The 20,367-nt window shown below is 40.8% G+C and carries 25 protein-coding genes and 1 tRNA gene; 9 read left to right on the forward strand and 17 right to left on the reverse strand.

Annotation, left to right across the window (positions count from 1 at the left end; all coding sequences use genetic code 11):
• Nucleotides 1-22 precede the first annotated feature (22 nt).
• Together WIW89_RS11450 and WIW89_RS11455 are read right to left on the reverse strand one after the other, a co-directional pair.
• A complete protein-coding gene (locus WIW89_RS11450) occupies nucleotides 23-652 on the reverse strand; it encodes a hypothetical protein (RefSeq protein WP_337720874.1) in 630 nt (209 codons plus the stop codon).
• A 46-nt stretch (nucleotides 653-698) separates the two neighbouring features.
• Nucleotides 699-1,868 (reverse strand): FAD/NAD(P)-binding oxidoreductase, encoded by a 1,170-nt coding sequence (locus tag WIW89_RS11455; protein WP_337720875.1) that lies wholly within the window; start codon nucleotides 1,866-1,868, stop codon nucleotides 699-701.
• A 156-nt stretch (nucleotides 1,869-2,024) separates the two neighbouring features.
• Between WIW89_RS11455 and WIW89_RS11460 the strand changes: the two genes are divergently transcribed.
• Nucleotides 2,025-2,225 (forward strand): hypothetical protein, encoded by a 201-nt coding sequence (locus WIW89_RS11460; RefSeq protein ID WP_337720876.1) that lies wholly within the window; start codon nucleotides 2,025-2,027, stop codon nucleotides 2,223-2,225.
• Here WIW89_RS11460 and WIW89_RS11465 read toward each other — a convergent pair.
• The 3 genes from WIW89_RS11465 to thrS are packed head-to-tail and all read right to left on the reverse strand — an operon-like array spanning nucleotide 2,215 to nucleotide 5,028.
• A complete protein-coding gene (locus WIW89_RS11465; protein WP_337708622.1) occupies nucleotides 2,215-2,904 on the reverse strand; it encodes a nucleotidyltransferase family protein in 690 nt (229 codons plus the stop codon). The genes WIW89_RS11460 and WIW89_RS11465 overlap by 11 nt on opposite strands.
• Nucleotides 2,905-2,935: 31 nt before the next feature.
• Nucleotides 2,936-3,403 (reverse strand): methylated-DNA--[protein]-cysteine S-methyltransferase, encoded by a 468-nt coding sequence (locus WIW89_RS11470; RefSeq protein ID WP_337720877.1) that lies wholly within the window; start codon nucleotides 3,401-3,403, stop codon nucleotides 2,936-2,938.
• Nucleotides 3,400-5,028, reverse strand: coding sequence for a threonine--tRNA ligase (thrS, locus tag WIW89_RS11475; protein ID WP_337720878.1), 1,629 nt, complete (start codon nucleotides 5,026-5,028; stop codon nucleotides 3,400-3,402). Before thrS ends, WIW89_RS11470 begins: the two co-directional genes overlap by 4 nt.
• A 37-nt stretch (nucleotides 5,029-5,065) precedes the next feature.
• On the opposite strand from thrS, the gene WIW89_RS11480 reads away from it, so the two are divergent.
• From WIW89_RS11480 to sucD, 4 genes are read left to right on the forward strand one after another with little or no spacing between them, the layout of a single operon-like run.
• Nucleotides 5,066-6,046 carry a UDP-N-acetylglucosamine--N-acetylmuramyl-(pentapeptide) pyrophosphoryl-undecaprenol N-acetylglucosamine transferase gene (locus tag WIW89_RS11480; RefSeq protein ID WP_337720879.1) on the forward strand — a complete coding sequence of 327 codons (981 nt, stop codon included), beginning with the start codon at nucleotides 5,066-5,068 and terminating at the stop codon, nucleotides 6,044-6,046.
• Nucleotides 6,046-6,756, forward strand: coding sequence for an endonuclease III domain-containing protein (locus WIW89_RS11485; RefSeq protein ID WP_337720880.1), 711 nt, complete (start codon nucleotides 6,046-6,048; stop codon nucleotides 6,754-6,756). The genes WIW89_RS11480 and WIW89_RS11485 overlap by 1 nt, the downstream gene beginning before the upstream one ends.
• The gene (locus WIW89_RS11490) at nucleotides 6,743-7,756 is read left to right on the forward strand and encodes a succinate--CoA ligase subunit beta (RefSeq protein WP_337720881.1); all 1,014 of its coding nucleotides are present in this window, start codon (nucleotides 6,743-6,745) and stop codon (nucleotides 7,754-7,756) included. The genes WIW89_RS11485 and WIW89_RS11490 overlap by 14 nt, the downstream gene beginning before the upstream one ends.
• Complete coding sequence (gene sucD, locus WIW89_RS11495) at nucleotides 7,744-8,595, forward strand: succinate--CoA ligase subunit alpha (RefSeq protein ID WP_337720897.1); 852 nt, start codon at nucleotides 7,744-7,746, stop codon at nucleotides 8,593-8,595. The genes WIW89_RS11490 and sucD overlap by 13 nt, the downstream gene beginning before the upstream one ends.
• On the opposite strand, the gene WIW89_RS11500 is transcribed toward sucD, so the two are convergent.
• Both WIW89_RS11500 and WIW89_RS11505 read right to left on the reverse strand, forming a co-directional pair.
• Nucleotides 8,564-9,613 (reverse strand): hypothetical protein, encoded by a 1,050-nt coding sequence (locus tag WIW89_RS11500; RefSeq protein ID WP_337720882.1) that lies wholly within the window; start codon nucleotides 9,611-9,613, stop codon nucleotides 8,564-8,566. The genes sucD and WIW89_RS11500 overlap by 32 nt on opposite strands.
• Before the next feature lie 55 nt (nucleotides 9,614-9,668).
• Nucleotides 9,669-9,758: transfer RNA gene (locus WIW89_RS11505), tRNA-Ile, on the reverse strand.
• A gap of 158 nt (nucleotides 9,759-9,916) precedes the next feature.
• Here WIW89_RS11505 and WIW89_RS11510 point away from each other — a divergent pair.
• Nucleotides 9,917-12,199, forward strand: coding sequence for an STT3 domain-containing protein (locus WIW89_RS11510; protein ID WP_337720883.1), 2,283 nt, complete (start codon nucleotides 9,917-9,919; stop codon nucleotides 12,197-12,199).
• An 87-nt stretch (nucleotides 12,200-12,286) separates the two neighbouring features.
• On the opposite strand, the gene WIW89_RS11515 is transcribed toward WIW89_RS11510, so the two are convergent.
• Genes WIW89_RS11515 through WIW89_RS11550 form a run of 8 tightly spaced genes read right to left on the reverse strand, consistent with a single transcriptional unit; the run spans nucleotide 12,287 to nucleotide 16,654 of the window.
• On the reverse strand, nucleotides 12,287-12,457 hold the full coding sequence (locus WIW89_RS11515) for an RNA-protein complex protein Nop10 (RefSeq protein ID WP_337703015.1): 171 nt from the start codon (nucleotides 12,455-12,457) through the stop codon (nucleotides 12,287-12,289).
• Complete coding sequence (locus WIW89_RS11520; RefSeq protein ID WP_337720884.1) at nucleotides 12,454-13,245, reverse strand: translation initiation factor IF-2 subunit alpha; 792 nt, start codon at nucleotides 13,243-13,245, stop codon at nucleotides 12,454-12,456. The genes WIW89_RS11515 and WIW89_RS11520 overlap by 4 nt, the downstream gene beginning before the upstream one ends.
• 2 nt (nucleotides 13,246-13,247) lie before the next feature.
• A complete protein-coding gene (locus WIW89_RS11525) occupies nucleotides 13,248-13,448 on the reverse strand; it encodes a 30S ribosomal protein S27e (RefSeq protein ID WP_337720885.1) in 201 nt (66 codons plus the stop codon).
• Nucleotides 13,445-13,732 (reverse strand): 50S ribosomal protein L44e, encoded by a 288-nt coding sequence (locus tag WIW89_RS11530; protein WP_337703008.1) that lies wholly within the window; start codon nucleotides 13,730-13,732, stop codon nucleotides 13,445-13,447. The genes WIW89_RS11525 and WIW89_RS11530 overlap by 4 nt, the downstream gene beginning before the upstream one ends.
• A 7-nt stretch (nucleotides 13,733-13,739) precedes the next feature.
• On the reverse strand, nucleotides 13,740-14,186 hold the full coding sequence (locus WIW89_RS11535; protein WP_337720886.1) for a hypothetical protein: 447 nt from the start codon (nucleotides 14,184-14,186) through the stop codon (nucleotides 13,740-13,742).
• A complete protein-coding gene (gene priS, locus WIW89_RS11540; RefSeq protein WP_337720887.1) occupies nucleotides 14,176-15,138 on the reverse strand; it encodes a DNA primase small subunit PriS in 963 nt (320 codons plus the stop codon). Before priS ends, WIW89_RS11535 begins: the two co-directional genes overlap by 11 nt.
• Entirely contained in the window at nucleotides 15,104-15,841 is a 738-nt protein-coding gene (locus tag WIW89_RS11545; protein ID WP_337720888.1) for a DNA polymerase sliding clamp, read from the reverse strand. Before WIW89_RS11545 ends, priS begins: the two co-directional genes overlap by 35 nt.
• 48 nt (nucleotides 15,842-15,889) lie before the next feature.
• Nucleotides 15,890-16,654: an ATP/GTP-binding protein gene (locus tag WIW89_RS11550; protein ID WP_337720898.1), complete on the reverse strand. Its 765-nt coding sequence runs from the start codon at nucleotides 16,652-16,654 to the stop codon at nucleotides 15,890-15,892.
• A gap of 49 nt (nucleotides 16,655-16,703) precedes the next feature.
• Between WIW89_RS11550 and WIW89_RS11555 the strand changes: the two genes are divergently transcribed.
• Genes WIW89_RS11555 through rnz form a run of 3 tightly spaced genes read left to right on the forward strand, consistent with a single transcriptional unit; the run spans nucleotide 16,704 to nucleotide 19,359 of the window.
• Nucleotides 16,704-17,579, forward strand: coding sequence for a ribose-phosphate diphosphokinase (locus WIW89_RS11555; protein ID WP_337720889.1), 876 nt, complete (start codon nucleotides 16,704-16,706; stop codon nucleotides 17,577-17,579).
• Nucleotides 17,576-18,487 (forward strand): TRM11 family SAM-dependent methyltransferase, encoded by a 912-nt coding sequence (locus WIW89_RS11560; protein WP_337720890.1) that lies wholly within the window; start codon nucleotides 17,576-17,578, stop codon nucleotides 18,485-18,487. Before WIW89_RS11555 ends, WIW89_RS11560 begins: the two co-directional genes overlap by 4 nt.
• The gene (rnz, locus tag WIW89_RS11565) at nucleotides 18,484-19,359 is read left to right on the forward strand and encodes a ribonuclease Z (protein ID WP_337720891.1); all 876 of its coding nucleotides are present in this window, start codon (nucleotides 18,484-18,486) and stop codon (nucleotides 19,357-19,359) included. Before WIW89_RS11560 ends, rnz begins: the two co-directional genes overlap by 4 nt.
• An 8-nt stretch (nucleotides 19,360-19,367) precedes the next feature.
• Here rnz and WIW89_RS11570 read toward each other — a convergent pair whose 3' ends face one another.
• Entirely contained in the window at nucleotides 19,368-19,802 is a 435-nt protein-coding gene (locus tag WIW89_RS11570; protein ID WP_337702993.1) for an RNA-binding domain-containing protein, read from the reverse strand.
• Nucleotides 19,799-20,326: a nucleoside monophosphate kinase gene (locus WIW89_RS11575; RefSeq protein ID WP_337703185.1), complete on the reverse strand. Its 528-nt coding sequence runs from the start codon at nucleotides 20,324-20,326 to the stop codon at nucleotides 19,799-19,801. The genes WIW89_RS11570 and WIW89_RS11575 overlap by 4 nt, the downstream gene beginning before the upstream one ends.
• Nucleotides 20,327-20,367 lie beyond the last annotated feature (41 nt).

Raw genomic sequence — 20,367 nt, forward strand, 5'->3', positions numbered from 1 at the left:
ATTTTCTTTTTAATTTTTGTTTTTAAATCTTTATTATTATGTAATTAAAAACTAAAAACCCTAAGAAGAACACTGGTAGAAATAAATCGCTCAACCCTATAAATACCTCATTAAACCATAGTGTACCAAGGCTGAAAAGTAGAGCGGATAAAAAGAATTTCATATGAGGAAGTCTTATCTTCGCAATTTGAGATTTTAAGGTGTACGTGAGAACTATAACTATAATCGAGGCTATGATAGTGCCAAGCAACGAGGCGTAATAATCTTCACCCATGAGTGCTATTATCACCAATGCAGCCTCTAATGCTTCAACAGCCGAGATTGTAAAAACCACAACTACTCCCTCCTTCTTTTCATCATCTCCTTTAGCCCTTTTAACTCCCTTAAAATACCTTCTAGCACTGCGTAACAACTTATAGCCGAAATAGAACAATATTATTGCCGATCCGATAAGGACGTAATTTAACGGTAGGAGGTAAATAAACTTTCCTAACGCGAATGTAGGGATCAACACTGTTATTACACCTAACGTAGCGTATAGAAATGGTACGTTACTCTTGTAAATTCCGTGGTATATTGACGCTACAGCACCCGCTTCTGAGAGCTCTAATAGTGAAATCCCTAAAGAAGCTAAGAATATCGCTATGTTCATAACGGGAGAAGGTTGTGGCAAGGAAAAATAAAAAACTGACTTTTTATTACTCGCTCTTGTATCCGAAGAGCTTTGTAAGATACGCTTGCTCCCAATTGTCCTTTTGTATCGTATACTCCCTCTTTAACTGAGGGTCTTTGGCAGCTGCTGGAGGTTGTTTTGTCAAGTCTAACTGGAACTGCAAGCTCAAAGTCTCCAGCTTACCCTCTAAATTCCCTAAGTAAGCCCAGCCTACAAACGCGTATTGCACGGGGACCTTCTCACTTATTCCTTCCATCTCAAGGATCTTATTTGCAGCAAACTGAGAACTTTCAAACGCTATCTCTTGATTCTTAGGGAAGGGCAACTTAGCTGCATCTCCCACTGCTAAAATATCATCGTATTTTGGATTCCTCAAATCCTGAGGAGATCTCACCTCAGCAAAAGGCGAACCTAACCCTGCTTCCTCGATAAACTTTGGAGCCCTGTTAGGCTCTAACATTGCGAGTATAGTATATTCGTACCTTTCTCCGCTCTTAGTCACAACATAATTCTCTCCTATCTCCGTAATCTCTTGGTTAATGACTAGTTGTATCCCAGCTTTTTCATAAACTTGTTTAACTATGTCAGCAATTACCGGGGGTTGAGTTTTGTCATTAGCATCAATATGTATTATCTTAAATTTATCCCTAACACCTCTATTAGTCAGAACTGTGTGAGCTAACATAGCAGTCTCAGTAGGGGCAGGGGCACATCTGTAAGGGGCTTTAGGTGCGTAAATAACTATACTACCGCTCTCAGCAGTCCAGAGCCTTTGTTTAAGGACGTTTACCCTACCGGGGTCATAGACTGTAGTGTTCTTCCACCAATACCTTTCATAACCACTTATTGAAGAGCCGTCAAATACTATTCCGGGGGATAAGACTAAGTAGTCATAATCTAGTTCTTTCTTTGAGTTAAAGGTCGTGTCTGACAAGTAGACTTTTCTATTCGCAGGGTCTATTTTGTATACATTTCCGACAACTACTTTAATTCCACTCTTTCCTACCTCTTCATAACCTCTCAAGATTCTACTATATTTCTGCTCGCCAGTTAAAATGAGTGGTCTACTAGGTCCCGATATATAGTAGTCATCCTTGTTTATAACGGTAATTTCTGCGTTCTTCAGTTTCTGCACTAATGTATTTGCAACTCCCATTCCACCTATTCCGCCACCAACGATTACGACCTTTTTCATTGATTATACATCTTTTTCTCACTTTAATTAAACTTACAATTATTACGACGTCGAGAAAACTATTTTAAAGTTAAATCGATCTGTTTTGGCATCATCATCATTTTTCACTATTAGTTTCATGCATCTCTATCTGACTCTTTAATGAACAAATTATGCATGAATGAACAAGACGCAATGAATATAGCAAGAATAGTGCTTGAGATAATAAAATATAACATACCGCTGGACTGTGAGGAGGATTTCGAAGTATTGGCCAAAAAGCTACTAAACGACTTAAGGGATCTGGGTCTTGAAAAGACTTTAGACAAGTGGTTAAAAGAAGAAGGCGAAGAAGTTGACTTAATACTTAATCCTTAAACACTTCTGTAATCTCCGCATTAGCCTCTTCGTAGTCCTTTAACGTGTCTATTGATCTCCAGTATACGTCATCAAAAGTTATCCCCTTAAGAAGACCTTTTTGAGCTAACAAAGGAAAAGTTTCTTTTTCTATATCTCCTTTCTCAGGAAGATACTCGAATATCTCTGAGTTCATAGAATATATTCCAGCGTTTATCCAAAAATCTTTCAAAACTGGCTTCTCGACGAATTGTATTATATTTCCATTGCTGTCTACCTTAACTATACCGAAGGGACTCCTCAGAGGTACTAAAGATATAACAGCTACAGCCTTATCGTCCCCCAGCTTAGAGAGGTCGAGGTTAGTTAGGATATCCCCGTTTAAAACGAAGAACTTTTCCCCGTTTGATATAAATCCATTAAGCCTCTTTATAGCACCGCCCGTTCCCAGAGGTTGATCCTCAGTGAGAATTGCAATAGGTATTCCTAACTTATCTTGATTTTTTGCCACCCAATCGATGAGAACCTCTTTCTTATAACCTGCAAGAACAAACACGGACGTAACTCCGAATTTTTTCAACCACTTTATCTGCCACTCAATAATCGGTTTACCTGCTATCTCGATAAGGGGTTTGGGCCTCTCGTCTGTTAAGGGCCTGAGCCTCTTACCAAAACCTCCAGCTAAAATTACAGCTTTCATTATTTATATTCAAGTTTTACAGATTTTAAGGTTATTTGTTTTCTTCATCTAGTTTTATTCCTTCTAGTTCTAGTAATTTTCTCTTTAGTTCAACTCCTCTTGAGTAACCGCCGATTCCGTTTTCAGCTACTACCCTATGACAAGGTATAATCAACAACACGGGATTCTTAGATAGGGCTACTCCTACAGCTCTGGGAGAAGTCTTTATTGTATCTGCAATCTCTTTATAAGTCTTTACTTGCCCCCACTTAATTTTTCTTGTCTCGTTAAACACTCTCCGCCTAAAGGTATTAACATTAATGTCTAGGGGCTCCATTGAAAAATCTACCTCCTTACCTTCAAAGTACTTATCGAGTAGATGAAAGAAGTCTGTGAAAAAAGAATTGTCCAATAACTCCTTTTCCACACATTCACAGAAATCTAACATTATAAACCCTTTTTCACTTCTGGCAACAGTAATTGTCCCTAAGGGGCTCTTATACACTCCGTAGACTATCATTTGAGTTTACTTATTGTATTATTCTGGCTCAAATCTCTATTCTTTATCTCCTCAAGTAACGCTGAAAGGAAGCTATTGAGCTTAATCCCTCTTATTTCGAGGTTACCTCTAGCCCTCACAGTTATTTCTCCCTTCTCCATCTCCTTCTTTCCTACTATAACAATATACGGTATACCCTCATCGTAAGCCCTCTTTATCCTCTTGGATAGGGTCTCCTCACCACTATCAACATCAACCCTTACTCCCTTCTCCCTGAGCTTAAACGTTACATCTTTTGCATACTCATCTACTTCCTCAGTAATCGGTAATACCCTGACCTGAATAGGAGATAGCCAGGTTGGTAACTTACCCCTAAAGTGCTCTAAGAGAATTGCCATAAATCTGTCCATGGAGCCGTAAATGGCTCTGTGAACAATTACAGGCCTCTTTTTCGTTCCGTCTTTGTCAACGTATTCCAACTTAAACCTTTCCGGTAGATTGAAGTCAACTTGTATAGTAGATAACTGCCACCACCTCTGTAGGCTATCCCTGATGTCAAAGTCTATCTTAGGCCCGTAAAATGCTCCTTCCTTTTCTTTAACTACGTATTTCAGACCGAGCTCGTTAAGTGCAGAAACTAAAGCATCAGTAGCCTTATTCCACTGTTCATCAGTACCTATACTGTCATCTGGTCTAGTGCTCAAATTTATCCTGACGTCGTCCTCTTTAAAGCCGAAGGTTGATAGGACTTCAAGAGTCTTCTTTACTAACATCTTAATCTCGTCTTTGAGTTGATCGTCACGTAGGAATATATGTCCGTCGTCTTGCGTGAAACCCCTAACTCTTAATAAACCGTATAACTCACCCTTCTTCTCCCATCTATAAACATGACCGAACTCCGAAAACCTCAGAGGTAAATCACGGTAGCTCCTTGTTTTACTCTTGTATATAAGAATATGTGCAGGACAGTTCATAGGCTTTATTCCCAGTTCTTCGTCCTCCATTTTAAACAACAGCATTTTATCTCTATAGTGATCATAGTGACCGCTAATTTTCCACAATATTGCCCTATAAACATGGGAAGTGTAAACTTCCTTGTAACCCATACTGTTGTTTATCTCCTCCATATACCTCATTAACTCCTTTCTTATTGTCTGCCCGTTAGGATGAAATAGGACTACTCCCGGAGCAGCTTCGTCTGGAAAACTGAAGAGGTCTAATTTTTCACCGATAACTCTGTGATCGTACTCTGAAACCTTCTCCAACCAGCTTAGGTAGTCCTTAAGTTGTTCCTCTTTTTCAAACCCAACACCCCTGATCCTAACGTATTGTAACTCAGGAGTGGGGTGGTGGACTGAAACATTCAAGATCTCAAAATACTGAGGTTCTACCTGAGCTATTTCACCACCGCTAACCCTGATCCTCATACCATTGTACTCTACTTCTCCGTCCTTCACTTGGAAATTGAATTTCTTATATTTAGCGAACTTCTTGGCTTCCTCAAGTGTTAACGTAGTCTGCGACTCTATGTCAACGTAAAAATCCCTTTCTCCTAACCCCACTTCTACGGGCTTTAGGCCGGCTTCGGCTAGGTTTAGAGCGTATATTATCCCTGCCTTCAGCCAGACGTTTTTATACTCTTCCATGGATACCATTTTATCCTGAAGTAAATAAAATAGCTTAATGCAAAACAATGACGTCCTGATTATAGCCAGCGGGGGAGGGCATACAGGTTTTGCAAGAGCTATCGCAGAGTACCTCTCGCTAAGCAGTAACTCGTATAAAGTTGACTTTGTAATACCCGAGAACGATAAGTACAGTGAGGAAGTACTTAAACCCTTTTCCAGACAATTCTATTACGTCAAAAAGGCTAGAGAACCCAATCAGGGAAACATTGCTCTTATAACAAATCTACCTCACGTGTTAGCCCAAAGTCTGAAAATAAAGAAATATAAAGTAGTCATCGCGACGGGCTCAAATCACTCCCTTTTTCCAGCTTTAGCCCAGAGAGTCAAGGGAAGTAAACTCTTCGTAATTGAGAGTCAGGATAGGATAGTGACTAGAGGTAAAACAGTATCAATATTATCAAACTTCGCAGAAAACGTCTTTCTCCATTGGCAGGAACAGAAAGGTCTATACCCTAAAAAAGGGATGGTAGTTGGACCTATAGTCGAAAAGCCGAAATACACTCCGAAAGATGACGGTTACGTTCTAGTGACTACAGGAACGATGGGTTTTAAAAGACTGTTCGACATTGTGGTCAGTTTAGACCTCGGTAAAGAAGTTGTAATACAAACAGGTAGAGTACCTCCTGAACAATACGCGAAGAGAGGTGTCAGGGCTTTTTCCTTCTCTACGGAGCTGGAGAAGTACATAAGTGAAGCATCTCTAGTAATAACTCACCAAGGTAAAACAGCAATGGAATCCGTGGTAATGTATAAGAAACCTACGATAGTGGTCTACAACAAGGACTGGAGATACGCAGCTACGAAAGAAGACTCTAAACGTTACGCAGAAATTTTAGGTGCTACCTTCCTAGACGATCCGTCCCAGTGGGATTCCGTTGAAGAATTAACTGAAGCAATTAAAAAGGTGAAACCCCCTAAAAAATATGAGATCGGGACTCCCAATCTAGTTAAACGGATTTTGGAGGAGCTTCCATGATGAGACGAGCGCTAACCGATGAGGTGAAGAGGTCACTGCGTACTGAGCTCCTTAGGATACTGGAAGAGAATGTCGATTTGTTGAGAAGAGCAGGGTGGATAGTAACAGATGCCGAATCTCCGAAGTGGTGGGATGGAGTAGAGACTGTCGACGAGTTGCTAATTTCCTCAATTTTAGTTCAGATGACTAAATGGGAAACAGTGAAAAAGATTCTTCAGAAAATGAGAGAGAAAGGGGTAAACAGTTTACAGAAACTAAGCCAATTGAGTGAAGAGGAGATTGCTGAACTAATAAGGCAAGTAAACTTCTACAGAACTAAAGCCAAGAGGTTGAAGGTACTATCTGAAATAACGTCAAAAATAGGTATTGAAAAACTGGTTAAGGACGAGAAATCGCTGAAGGACGTAGAGGGCATCGGGGACGAGACTGCAGAAGCGTTGTTACTCTTTGCAGGTAATATTCCCGTATTCCCGCGTTCCAATTACGCTAAGAGAGTGGTGAGCAGAGTACTTAATGTAGAACTTACCAGAGAAGAGGCTAAGGAGATCGTTGAGGAACTTGTCGGGAAAGACCTTTATAAGTTGAAACTAGTCCATGCAGGGATAGTGACGGTGGGGAAACTTTATTGTTTTTCTAAGCCAAAATGTAATAGTTGTGTATTTAAAGAATTCTGCAAATATTATAATGTGAATCGTAATGAAACTTTATGAATATGAAGGAAAAGAGATCTTCAAACTGGTTGGAATCCCAGTCCCAAGAGGTGTGGTAACAGATAAGCCGATAAAGTGGGAAGGGAAGGCTGTTGTTAAGTCCCAAATCCTTGAGGGTGGTAGAGGGAAGAAGGGGTTAGTGAGAGTAACTGAAGATGTGTATAATACAATACTCGAGCTCCAAAAATTAGGCGTAAGTAAATTCCTAGTTGAGGAGTATATCCCACACTATAGGGAAATTTACCTCTCTTGCCTTATAGATCGTGAGGCAGCAGAGCCTATAATAGTAGTCTCTCCGGAGGGAGGGGTAGATGTTGAGAAAGCTAAAAACATTAGGATCTTTCACATCCCGATTGAGAGGGGAGTAAGGGATTTCGACGTACTCGAGATCGAGAAATATTTGGACGTGAAAGGGTTAAAACCTATTATTCAAGGTCTTTACAGAATAGTAAACGAGTTCGAAGCTGAGCTTGCGGAGATAAACCCCTTAGCGGTAACTGAAAGCGGTCTAGTAGCATTAGATTCGAAAGTGATCTTAGAGGACAACGCTTTGTTCAGGCACCAAGACTTATTGCAGAAGTTCGGCAGGAGTTACGAAAAGACCGACTCATATGTCGAACTAGATGGAGACATAGGGATCATAGGTAATGGTGCAGGTCTGACCATGGCAACGATGGATATGGTGAAATTGATGGGAGGTAATCCGGCTGACTTTCTAGATATAGGTGGCGGTGCAGGAAGTGACAAGGTTGAGGAGTCAATAGTTAGGCTAGCTAAAAACCCCAAGGTCAGGAAGATAGTAATGAATATCTACTGCGGTATAACAAGATGTGACGAAGTGGCTCAGGGAATAATCAAAGCCCTTGAAAAGGTGAAGATCCCTATCTACGTTAGGATTGTAGGTACCAATGAAGAAGAAGGAAGAAAGTTACTTTCCCAGAGAGGGATATCAGCATATGAAGACCCTATAACCTGCATAGGTGATGCATTACGCTCGTAAATAGGAATACTAAGGTATTAGTTCAGGGTATAACTGGGAGGGAGGGAAGCTTCCACACTAAGCACATGTTGGATTACGGCACTAAGATAGTTGCGGGTGTCACGCCCGGAAAAGGAGGGACTGAGGTTTACGGTGTACCGGTTTACGATACAGTAGCTGAGGCATTAAAGGAACATGAAGTCGATGCAAGTATAATATTTGTCCCTGCTAAATTCGCTGTGGATGCACTGTTTGAAGCTATTGACAACGGCATACCTCTGGTAGTAACCATAACGGAACACATTCCGGTCATAGACATGCTCAGGGTAAAGAGATATGCGAAGCTTAAGGGTAGTAGGATAATAGGGCCTAACTGCCCCGGTATAATAGTTCCTGAAGAAGTGAATTTAGGGATTTTCCCGCCTAGGGCTTTCAGAAAAGGTAAGATAGGGATCGTGTCGAGATCCGGTACACTGACCTATGAGATAGCTGAAGTAATAAAGAGAGATTTTGGTCAATCAACGGTAATAGGGATAGGAGGAGACCCGATTGTAGGTACTACTTTAGATGAAGTGGTTGAAATGTTTGACAAGGATCCAGAGACAGAAAAAATAGTTATAATCGGGGAAATAGGAGGTACTATGGAAGAAAAGGTAGCGAAAATGAAGAAGGAGGGTAAAATATCAAAGAAAATTATAGCGTATATTGCTGGGATGACGGCTCCGAAAGAGAAAAGGATGGGTCATGCGGGTGCGGTAGTGTACATGGGTATGGGGACTTTTGAAAGTAAGATAAGAGCGTTCAAAGAGGCTGGTATACCGGTAGCTACTACCCCCTACGATGTTTTAAAATTACTGTAACTACTACTGCAAGAACTATTACCACAGCTAGGACTATCCAATACTGTTGTAGAAACTCAGTAAAGGGATAGTATGGGGAACTTAAGTCCGTAACTTGATAACTTACTAGCGGATTCTCCAAGTTCTGAAGTATTATTGAGATGTTCCCGCCGCTAGGGAATATAAGGAGGAAGTATTTCCCTATCGTAAACCCCATATACGGGTTTGATGTATTACCCGGTATAGATTGATAATAAGTACCAAAAGGAGTTGTCGACTCATTCATCTTGAAGAAGTAATTTGACCCGTTAACAATCACTGTGCCTGTCGGTTCAACTAAGGGAAACTCATCTATCGGCATAATTATAGTGATATAACCTTTAGACTCCAAATTAATAGCCGCTAGAGAGTATGTCTTGTTCTCTAACTCATGTGTTACGGATTTCGCGGAAATATTGGCTTGTGGAGTTACCACGTAAACACTCTCTGTTACATTAGGGCTTAACTTCAAGGTAAGTTTGTATAAAGACCCTGATTTCTCTAAAGGAGGAAGAGGGTTAATCCCGGTCATATTTATGGATATATTATCAACAGCCTGAAGACGAAGAGAAGATATGTAATTATATGCTACACCCTTAATCGGAAAACCATACTGGGCTGAAATAATCAGGTAAGAGTTACCGTTATAAAACTTGATAGCTGGAATGCTAGTCCCATTAACAGTAGCAGAAGTCAGGGTAAAGTTGGTAAAGAATAATATGAACTGTAACCCACCAGTCTCGTCTCTATATAAAAAGGAATAGTACGTAAGTTCTTCGCCCTGTTCATTATATGGGGTTACTTGAGGTTTCACCAGAGGAGTAGGGTAATAAGTGCTTTTACCGGTTATATTTAGGGCTATTCCTTGATCTTGCCACTGCATTGTCATGTTATAGTTTGAGATAAAGATTTGACCTCCTCCTGAAATATAGGAAGATACCGTGTATGATAATACTAGTCCTTGAATTAGAAACGCGTAAAGGACTATTTTTTCGACCATCACTTTATGCATTAATCCAGTTGATTAAAGTTTAATCCATATGTGGGCCCGGATGTGGGCCCGGTGGGACTTGAACCCACGGCCTCCCGGTATCTGATCACCGGGATTATCAGCCGGGCGCTCTACCATGCTAAGCTACGGGCCCAGACTATTAATATAGTCTTAAACTATCATTTTTAAGACTTATTCTCCTGATTATCAGACCTTGAAAGCTTCATCACATATCTAGCCGCCCATCGATCATCATCAAATATTGTATAATCTGGATTAAGCTTATATAAGATACTGTGGTTTATGAAAACGATGCAGTCTACAAAAACTGTCCAAAGACTGAAGTTTGATAAATTCAAGATTCTCGATACATTAGTCGTTACTGGACTCGTATTTGTATCCATTGTGATAAGAATAATAAGTGCTACTGCTTTTCCCCAATCGGTAAACGAGTTTGACCCATGGTACTTATTCTATAACGCATTACTAATAGCTCAGCAAGGTGGAAACTGGTATGCGGTACCTCCAGATGTCCACGCGTGGTTCCCGTGGGGATATTTCATAGAACTAGGAAATACAATAGGTCTACCTTGGTTAGTAGCGCTATTTTCCATGCCATTCTTCCCTCAGTTTGGAGCTAATGCTGTCTATACTGTAGCTATAGTGTCAGACATTGTCCTAGATGCAATAGGTGTTGTAGCCGCGTTTCTTGCAGTTGACGCAATAACTGAAAATAGAGTGGGTGCTTACGTAGCAGCTGCAGCAGTAGCCGTATCACCGTCCCTAACATATAAGAATTTGCTCGGTGGATTACCTAAGACCTCATGGGGAGCTACATTTGTTTTACTTGCAATATACTTTATGACACTAGCAATAAAGAGGAAGAAACCCATATACGGCATACCTGCAGGTGTAATGATCTTCCTAGCGAATATAACTTGGGGAGGTTATACGTACATAGACTTAAGCCTAGCGTTAGCGGCATTCTTATTAGTGCTTCTTAACAAAAATGATGAAATAACAGCTAAATCTTTAACCTTATTGGCTGTAACTTCAGGGTTCTTAACCTCATTTGCACCGAACAACATTGGATTTCTATCAGGTGCTGCTCACGGTCTTTCTTTACTAATAATCCCGTTATTCCTATATCTCGAACTCTACTTAAGGAGGACCTTACCGAGGGAAATCACGGATTCGAAGAACATAATAATAGGGGCCTTTATAGTGTTCATAGTATCATTAGGAATTCTAGGATTAGCAGCGATAGGGAAAAGTCCAATACCTTCAAGATATTACGCAATTGTTAACCCGTTCTTCCAGTTCTCGGTTCCTATAGATAGGACTGTAGCCGAATACATTCCGCAGCCAATTACGGCGATGATACAAGATTTCGGAATCTCATTGTTCTTGTCGATTTTAGGTATATACTTCATCCTTGTAAAAAGACAAGAATTACCTGGTCTATGGCTCTTAGTCCTCGGAGCAGCAAGCATTTACGGAACATCAGAACAGCCTTACCTATTTAATTACACCGCATATATAGTAGCCGCGTTAGCAGGTGTGGGAGTTTCAGAAATAGTTAGTAAATTCATGGAGAAAAAAATTAGACTAGTTCCGATTTTGATGTTAGCAATCGTAGGAGTATCTTTGTTAGCGGATGCAGGGATCGCTATAGAGATAAGTTACGAACCACCATCCCTTCTGAATGCTGCTACTCCTTATTTAATAGTAAACTATGCATGGGTATCGGCGCTAGATTGGATAAACCACAATACTCCTCATAATGCGTTCATATTGAGCTGGTGGGACTACGGATATTGGATAGAGACCGTAGGTAATAGGAGCGTTATAGACGAGAACAACACGTTGAACAGTACTCAAATCAAATTGATGGCGGAGATGTTCCTTAATAACGAGACGTTTGCAGCTAATGTATTAGAGAAAGACTTCCACCTATATCCCTATGGTAGTCCTAACTACACTTACCCAGTTTACATAGTTGCATACGATGCTGTTACTTTCTATGTAAATAGCAGTGCAGGTACTAGTATGTGGTTTATTGGATATCCGTCTAATTTCCCTAGCACGTTTATAGGATATACGACCAGCTTAGGTGATATAGCTAAGGCCATGGGAGCTATGACTACGATAGCAGGATATCCTTTAAACGAATACGTGAACATATCATACATTAACTCCACTGTATTCTCACTAGAAATTTCGGGTCAACCACAAGCAGCTCAATTAGCACCGATAATAGCGAATTCGGAGCCAATGGCATGGACTCCTAAAGCTTATAACTCGTTAATTGTAAACATGTTCGTAGAAGGGCTTCAGTCTTTAAATCAGGGACCCGTTGCAGCTCCGTTCAGCATCCCCTTAGACTCGACATTCTCTGGGCTGATAAATCCTAACTTTATACCCAGAGTGAATATGTTGTACTTTAAGCCTGTTTACATAGCACTGTATCCAGTAGCAGAAGTACCTGCTTTTGGAGGTATAGCTGAGGTATACATCGCTGTATTAATATACCAGTTCGTAGAACCTTACGTCATTATTCCTCCAACAGTGGTAGTAAACGGGACTCAAAGCTAAAGGTTTTTACTTAATTTCTTCTTATTTTACACACAATTAAAACCGAGTGAATAACAAAACGGAAAAATAATAAAAAAACATATAAAATTAACAGTTAAGTTTTATTCCCTTTTTAAGCTCTATCCTATATTTCACGTATTTGTCTTCTGGGGAAAATCTCGGAGGTGATGTAATCACTGTCTTATTCCCGCATATAGGGCATATATCTTTCATAGTATATATCTTGTCCTTAGGACATTTCCTAAGTTTCCACTTCATTTCTTAACCACTGTAAAGGTTACTCCTTCTTTTTGACTTATTTCTTTCATAGTTTCTATTAGTTCCTGTAAGGTTATTGAGACCTGCTTAGGATCAGTACCGGTCACATCGACCCTATACCTAGGTGCTCCAATTGTGTAAATCCTGATCTCCTCCTCTTTGTCCTCAAATTTACTAACAGCTTCGCTGAAAACTTTCCTTATCTTCTCTATCCCGTCAGGTGAAATAGATCTTAACGTTACAATCTCACTTGCCTTCACTTTCTTTTCTTCAATGTGTTTACCTATTTCCTCCATTAACGGTTTTATCCATATTTCGTTTACTCCTGCGTCTCTCAGTACAAAATCTCCCTCTTTAACTGCCCTTACCATACTTTCATAAACGTCCCCATACTTGTTTTCGAGTTTAAACGCTACTTCTCTCCACGCCTCTTGTTCGTTTCTACCCAATTTTTGAGAAATTATTTCAAGGATCTTGTCTACCTTTTGTAACTTCTTCCACTGTAAGTTCTTCTTCCTTTTCTCGTCTTCAGTGACTTTCTTTAAGGAAACGTCTATAGTGCCTTTCTTTCTGTCCACTCTTATGACTTTAACTACTACCTTCCTCCCTTCCTTAACTATATCCCTTATATTCTTAACCCATCTACTACTTATTTCACTCCAAGGGAGAAAAGCTTGTAAATTCCCGTATTCGTCTAGGGTTACATAACTGCCATAATCAAAAACTTGTTTTACCGTTGCTATAAGAACTTCTCCTTCCGCGGGTATTTGCTTTTGGTTGTATATCATTTCTAACCAAGTATTCTAACTATATCTCCCTCTATTTTTGCTTTACCACCGGTGGGGATAATGAGCTGAGAACCGCATGATAGACAACGTACTGGGAAGGTGGAGTGAGAGAATACCGTTTGCTCGTTACCGCAGTTCTTGCATTTCACCCTGTAAAATTTGCTCTTAGGCTCTGGTATTAAGACCTTGAACTTAGCCTTCATTTAACCACCTCAACTAACTCCAACTTCTTAACTCTGATTCCCTCCTTCATAATTGTATAGCCACACTTCTGGCACTTCAGAGTTAGAGTTTGTTTTTTCGTAGTTTTAGCGAACCTTTTTTGCTCCGGCTTTCTCTTGCTACCATATCCTAGGTTCTTCCTATCATATCTCCTCTGTCCTTCAGAGAGAGTCCTTCTTTTTCCGCTCTTGTATAACGATACTGAATGTTCTGTGTGTGTCTTGCACTTAGGGCAATAAGTCTTGAGAACTTTTGGGATTTTCATTTTGTGATCACTCTCTAACTTCTACTGGAGTTATATAATTAGTGGTTATTAAAGCTAAAACCTTGTTTAACGGTAGTATTATTACGTCACCCTGCTCGACTACAGTATCTCCCAGACTGAACTTAGTATTACTGAGGCAAAGTACCTTTCCCTTGTACGTGTGGTACTTCCCAGTCACGTAGTCGATGTACACCTTCTTCATTACGTTCACGAGCGATAGCACGTCTTTGTCAAAGCCTTTGGGCTCAAAACCCTCAATGACTTTCTCAAGTCTCAACTCTAAGAGTGATTCAGCTAATTCTTCGTATATTTTCAGCTCATCTTTGTGAAGTTCGTCACTGTATTTCCTCCTCAGCCTCAAAAGAGCTTGTATTAACTTCTCTATAGTGTCTTTTGAGATCTCAGTTATCTCGTTATCTCGTTTAAGCTCGTTACTCACCAACTCATCTAACATATGCCTTAATCACCCCTAAACCCTTTAAGCTTAAATAAATACCTATTTGTGCGGGGAGCTTTACTACTGTGTCCTTCTTGAGGTCGATCTTCCCGTCTGGTAACTGTAAAGAATAAGTAACATATGACAGAAAGGCTACGTAACCCTTAAAGGGAGATAAGGACTGGATGTTAAAGTCAAATGTGTCGCCTTTGACCTCATAGACCTTTAGTCCTGCCTTACCGTTTATAGACCCCGGTATCCTCACTAGTCTTTTCGGGTCTACTGTGACTTGCTGATCTATCCTGACTCCCTTCAACCCTCTAGCCAGTCTCCCTACCCAACCTGGGGAGTTGACATCGCCCTCATAAGGAGGGGAAGGATCGGAGATATAGTCCGCTATATCCTTTCTGTCTTCGGAGTCGAGTAATGCACAGTCTCCGTGACATTCAACCCTTACATGAAAACCTCTGTTCCCAGAAAAGTAAATTTTAGCATCCATCCCGAAATCCTCTTTGAGTATGTCCTTTATCAACAAGGCTTTCCCAAACACGTTTTCCATACAATCCTTAGTTAATTCAACGTACTCTATTGAGTTCTCACACTGCATTAGAGCTTCCATGCCGTCACAAAACCTCTTGACTCTTAAGTCACAAATCTCGTCTGCATCTAGGTCGAATAGGAGGTCTGAGCCCAACCAACCCTTTTCCTCCATGTTTTTGGCTTGGGGTAGTTGATACCTCGCCGATGAGTAGTACAGGTGTAAAGGAACTTTCTCCCTGAGGAATAATTTCAACTCGTCAGGATTGGTAAATGAGAGGTGTCTAACGTACGTTTCAGCATCAAAAGGCTGATAAGCGAACTCCCTTAACTCCATGTCATTCGGCAGCTCTAAAATTGCGTTTTCATAATACTCTTTGAAAAGTGTGTAAATTATTTTATTCAGTTCTCGGCGAGATGTAGAAATCAGCATAACCCCCTTGAGGCAAGTTATATCTCAACTTTAACGGAAGTTGAGAACCGAACTCTATGTTCACGGTATCAGACGGTCTTTTCATTTTGGTAGTATTGGCTATATATTCCAAACCGTAAGAACTCTCGGCATCTGATCCTTCACTTTCCATTAACCCCCCGTTCTCCTTTGATAACTCTATTGACGCCGAAGCCAGATCTCCCTCGACGATAATAATGAGTTTACCACCCTCACTCTTAAACTTTATTATATCACTCCCTGTCTCTTCCAGTTCTTCTATTAAGTCGGCGAATGTTGCAGATAACATTTGAGCCTTAAACGGGAACTCCAGCTTTATCTCAGGAAATTCCGTCTCGGTAGGAGATAGAACCGGTAACGTGAAAGACCTCTCGTACTCTCCGTCTAGCTCAAACACAACCTTGTCTTCTTGTATATCTAAGGATAAGGAGTCGTTTTTAGTGGCAGTATCCAAGATGTCGGCAACGTCCTCAATTTTCATCCCGACCTTGGTCTCTTCCTCAACTTCGTACTCCTCGAAATATCCCGAGGGAATCAAAATGTCTATTAAGACAGTCCTCGATGGATCTATCCCTTTTATCTTAAGACCATCTTTGTCTAACTGGATCGTAGTCTCGTCTATGAACTCAGTTAGCGTCTTAAATATAAACGAGAAATTGTTGGCGTCCACTACCTTGATCTTCATGATATTATTCTTTGCTAACAAAATTTTAAAGCCTGATGTTTCGGTTATTCACAGCTTGGGATTCGGTTCCTCAGTTTCATAGTCCTCTCCACCTGCTAGCACCCTCTGGATCACGGCGTAGAGTTCATCCATGCCTTCCATCGTGGTCGAAGACACGGGAACCGGGAAATTGTCCAAGTTTTCAACTACAGTTTTAACCAGTTCGAAAGAGTACTCGTCTAACACTCCCATCTCGTCTATTATCCTACCCTCATCGATCCAGCTCTTCATCTCTTGAAATTCTTTAGGAGTTAAGAGGTCTGACTTAGATAGGACTAGTATTTGAGGTAAGTCGAGCCTAAACTTAACGGAGCTAGAGAGTAATAAGAGGGACACGAAACTCCTAGCGTCTTTACTTAGGAACGAGTCAAGGAGGAATAGTGAAACGGACTTATTTACGTCACTGATTAACTTCGACAATATTCTACCTGTCTGCCTATAGGCAAATAATTCTATTTGACCCGGTGTGTCAACTAAAACGTAATTAGCTTCTATCTCGTTTAACTCATCTTTTAATTCCTTAGCCTTAGTAAGAAGTAGATCTATAGAAGCTACGAGCGCCGAGTTGGGTCCTAGGGAATACCTTTCCATGACCTCAAATGCATCTACATAGTCCCTGACGTCGAGGTCGGGTTTATAAGGTAGGCTCTCTACTGCTGGGTCTAAGTTAATAATTGCCGTGTCGAGTTCTTCCCCGTTTAAATAGTCACTCAGTGCTTTCACGAGTGTAGTCTTACCGGAACCGGCTGTACCGAGGACGAATATAAAATACATTAAACCATCACGTTTAATCTTAAAAGCCACTTACTCACTTAATAGTTTAATGATCATTTTAGGAGGAACGGCAACTAACGGGATAGACGAAAAGGTCTCGAGCTTACTTAATTTAAAGCTTGTAAAAATAGAACATAAAGTTTTTCCAGACGGAGAGTCTTACGTACGAATACCCGAACAAATAACGGATAAAGACGTCGTAGTCATACAGTCCTTATATCCTCCCCAAGACAAACATTTAATCGAGTTGTTTCTAGTTGTTGAGACGTTAAGCGACATGAAAGTAGATAAAATCACAGTTGTTATCCCTTACCTTGCTTACTCGAGACAAAACAGAAGGTTTAAGGAAGGAGAAGCCATAAGCATTAAGACAATCCTGAACCTACTTAGAAAGAGCGGTGCCAGTTCACTAGCGGTTGTAGAACCTCATCATTATGAGGAGCTTGAGTACTTTGAGGGAGATATTAAAGTCATTGACCCCATCCCCTACATATCCAAGGTCGTGTCACAGAGGACTGAGAAACCACTAGTCCTAGCTCCTGATAAAGGAGCATTAAATAGGGCAAAGAGGTTAGCTGAAATCCTATCTACTGACTATACCTTTATCGAAAAAGAGAGGGATCTGAACACTGGGGAAGTAAGGATTAAGAACTTACCGGAACTAGAGGTAAAAGGTAGGGATGTGGTACTAATTGACGACATTATAAGTACTGGAGGCACTATGGTTCAGGCTATAAACATGGTTAAAAAGCAGGGGGCTAGGAAGGTTTATGTTACTGCTGTTCACGGACTCTTTATAGGAGACGCATACTTGAGACTAATCGAGGCAGGTGCTGAAGAAGTAATCATAACCAATACGATACCGCAAGATCCAAGTAAAGTGACGATAGTTGACGTATCAGAGGCTGTAGCGAGAACGTTATGAACTATGCTTACCTCAATTTAGACAATATTTTTTTATCACTAGACGAATTAAGGAGTATTATCCACGGGAGCGAAAAGGAGTATTATTATGGAGTCGCGCTCTACGAAGGAGACGAGAGAGTAGCGTATAAATCAGGGGCGATAAAGAAGACCGGTAAAGCCTTAGCTATTTCTACTGACGTTAAAGATGTAGTTGAGGCATTAAGGGGGAGGTGTTACTCAGTTGATATAGACGTCCCTATGAGAGAGTATAAGAACTATGCAAAGACCGTTTACGGTGAGGTTGTATCGTCGATAAAAACCTCCAAGAAATGCGAAAAATTAGACCTGATCGTAACAGAAGGAGTTATAATAGCGGGAGAAAGGAAGGCTGAAAAACACACCGAATCTATACTATCTCACTCTAAAAGACCTTACTCTCAATCAGGAACTCTAAACCCAGAGATAGGAAGGATAATGGTTAACTTATCCGAGAGCCTAAGGGAAGTTTACGACCCTTTTGTGGGAACGGGAACTATTCTCATCGAGAGTAGGTGGTTGGGACTCAGATGTATAGGGAGTGATATAGATCTTGTTATGATAGCAAAAAGTTTAGCAAACCTGAGGCATTTTAATTATGAATGCGAGGTATTCCAAGCAGACGCAAGAAATTCACCCGTGAGGAAGGTAGAAGCTATAGTAACGGATCCTCCTTACGGTAGGTCTTTCTCTCCTAAGGGACTGAAAGAGCTTTACCGAGAGTTCTTCTACCAAGCTAGCGAATTAGTTAACCATAAACTTGTTTTCACTACGGACTTCAAATTTGACTGGAGGGACGACCTAAAAAGCGCGGGATTTAAAGGTGTTAAAATCCATACTATATACGAGCATAAAAGTCTAAGTAGGGCTATTTACGTGGTAACCAAATGATCAAGATATACTTTATAGGAACCGGAGGAGGAGCACCTAACAAGAGAGGGTTACCGGCTTACCTTGTTCAAAGGGAGGGACTTTACGCACTTTTCGACGTGGGAGAAGGGACGCAACAAAGACTTATAGATTCCGGACTGGGCTTCATGAGGATAAGGGTGATAGGCATTACTCACTTACACGGAGATCACGTATTAGGCTTACCGGGACTGTTAGAGACCATGGGGATATATTCTAGGAAAGAAAAACTGACCTTATTAGGACCTCCAGAGCTGAGGGACTTCGTCTCAGAGGTCTTTAATAGGACTTACTTTCGCCCTAATTACGAGATAGAATTTGCGGAATCATATGAGGACTCTAACATAAGGATAACAAAGTTCAGGACGTGTCACGTAGTTAATTCCTATGGCTTTATCTTTGAAGAAAAAGATAGAATAAATATAGATGCAGAGAGGCTCAGAAGAGAGGGAATTAAGGACTGGAGAATAATGAGACTTTTGAAAGATGGTAAGAGAGTCGAAATAGGTACCAAAGTGCTCTTGCCTGAGGATTATCTGGTGGTCAAGAAAGGGATCAAAGTAGCATACACTGGTGATACAGCACCTTGCAATGACGTAATAAATGCCGTTAGGGAAGTAGACCTACTTTTGCACGACTCAACTTTTTTAAATGAGAAAGAAGCCTACGAATACGGGCATTCCAACAGTAAAGACGCGGCTGCTGTAGCTACTAAAGCTAACGTTAAACGGCTCGCTTTAATACACATAAGTCCACGCTATGACGATGCAACGCCTTTACTGAAAGAGGCAATGAAAGTTTTTGAAAAGACCTTTCTACCCGAGCCCTTTTCCTATTATATCCTTCAGGAGTGATAGAAAAATCACTCCTGAGGTATTGGGTTTTCCCATAGCGGTACCCCTTTTGCCGTCTTCGGGGTGAGCCAATCGATTACTGTCTGTGGATCTTTGTACTCTATCCTTACTTTTATAGGCCCTAAGGGTGACTCGTTTTCACTATCTACAAACGATATTCTCCTCACTGCAGCTGCTTGTTTGTTTAACATAAACGATATGCTGTTCCCATTAATACCTTTGTATAAGTATTTCCTAGCCGAATCTAGAATTTTCTCTTCTCTTAATGCTCGGTGAAACCTTATAAGTGATCTTAAAGTGGACGATTCTCCTATTATCACGAGAGATATACCCACTTTTTCCTCACTTATCCTTTCGAAGTCGAAAAAGTTCAGCATAGCCTGAAGGACCTTGTCCTTGTCTTCTGACGGTCTTACTTCGACTTCTACCACGACTCTGGTCATATTAATCTATTAATTAACTCTTCAGCCTCCCTCTTAAATTCCTCTAAACTCTTGTCGTTAACTAGTACGTGGTCAGCTAAGGCTATCACAGTCCCTATACCCATCTCTAACTCTTCGAAGTCCCTCTTCATTAACCCCTCAACTGTGAGCACGTCGTCCTTTCTCGCCCTCCTCATCAACCTCTCATATCTGGTTTTTGGGCTCGCGTGAACGTTAATTATGACTACTTCTCCCCTCTTCTTGAACTCTTCTATTTCCTCCCAGTTTCGCACTCCGTCAAATACGACGACCTTCTCGTCTCCAGAGAGTTTCTCTAAACACATTTTTGCCACAACACCCTTCCCGTATAAACTCCTCATCCTAAAGGCAAAGTCCATCAGCCTTTCTCCTTCCTTTGCCTCAGCTCTATACCTCTCTCTCAGGACATCACTCATCACAATTACCTTTATCCCTTTTTCCTGAAAGAGACGGGAAAGTTCTCCTTTACCCGACCCAGGCATTCCAGTAATTGCAATTATTTTAATTAGTGACCACCTACAATCTCATCAGTGGGGTTTTAAAAAGT

This window comes from Stygiolobus sp. CP850M, assembly GCF_037389425.1.
Taxonomy (GTDB): domain Archaea; phylum Thermoproteota; class Thermoprotei_A; order Sulfolobales; family Sulfolobaceae; genus Stygiolobus.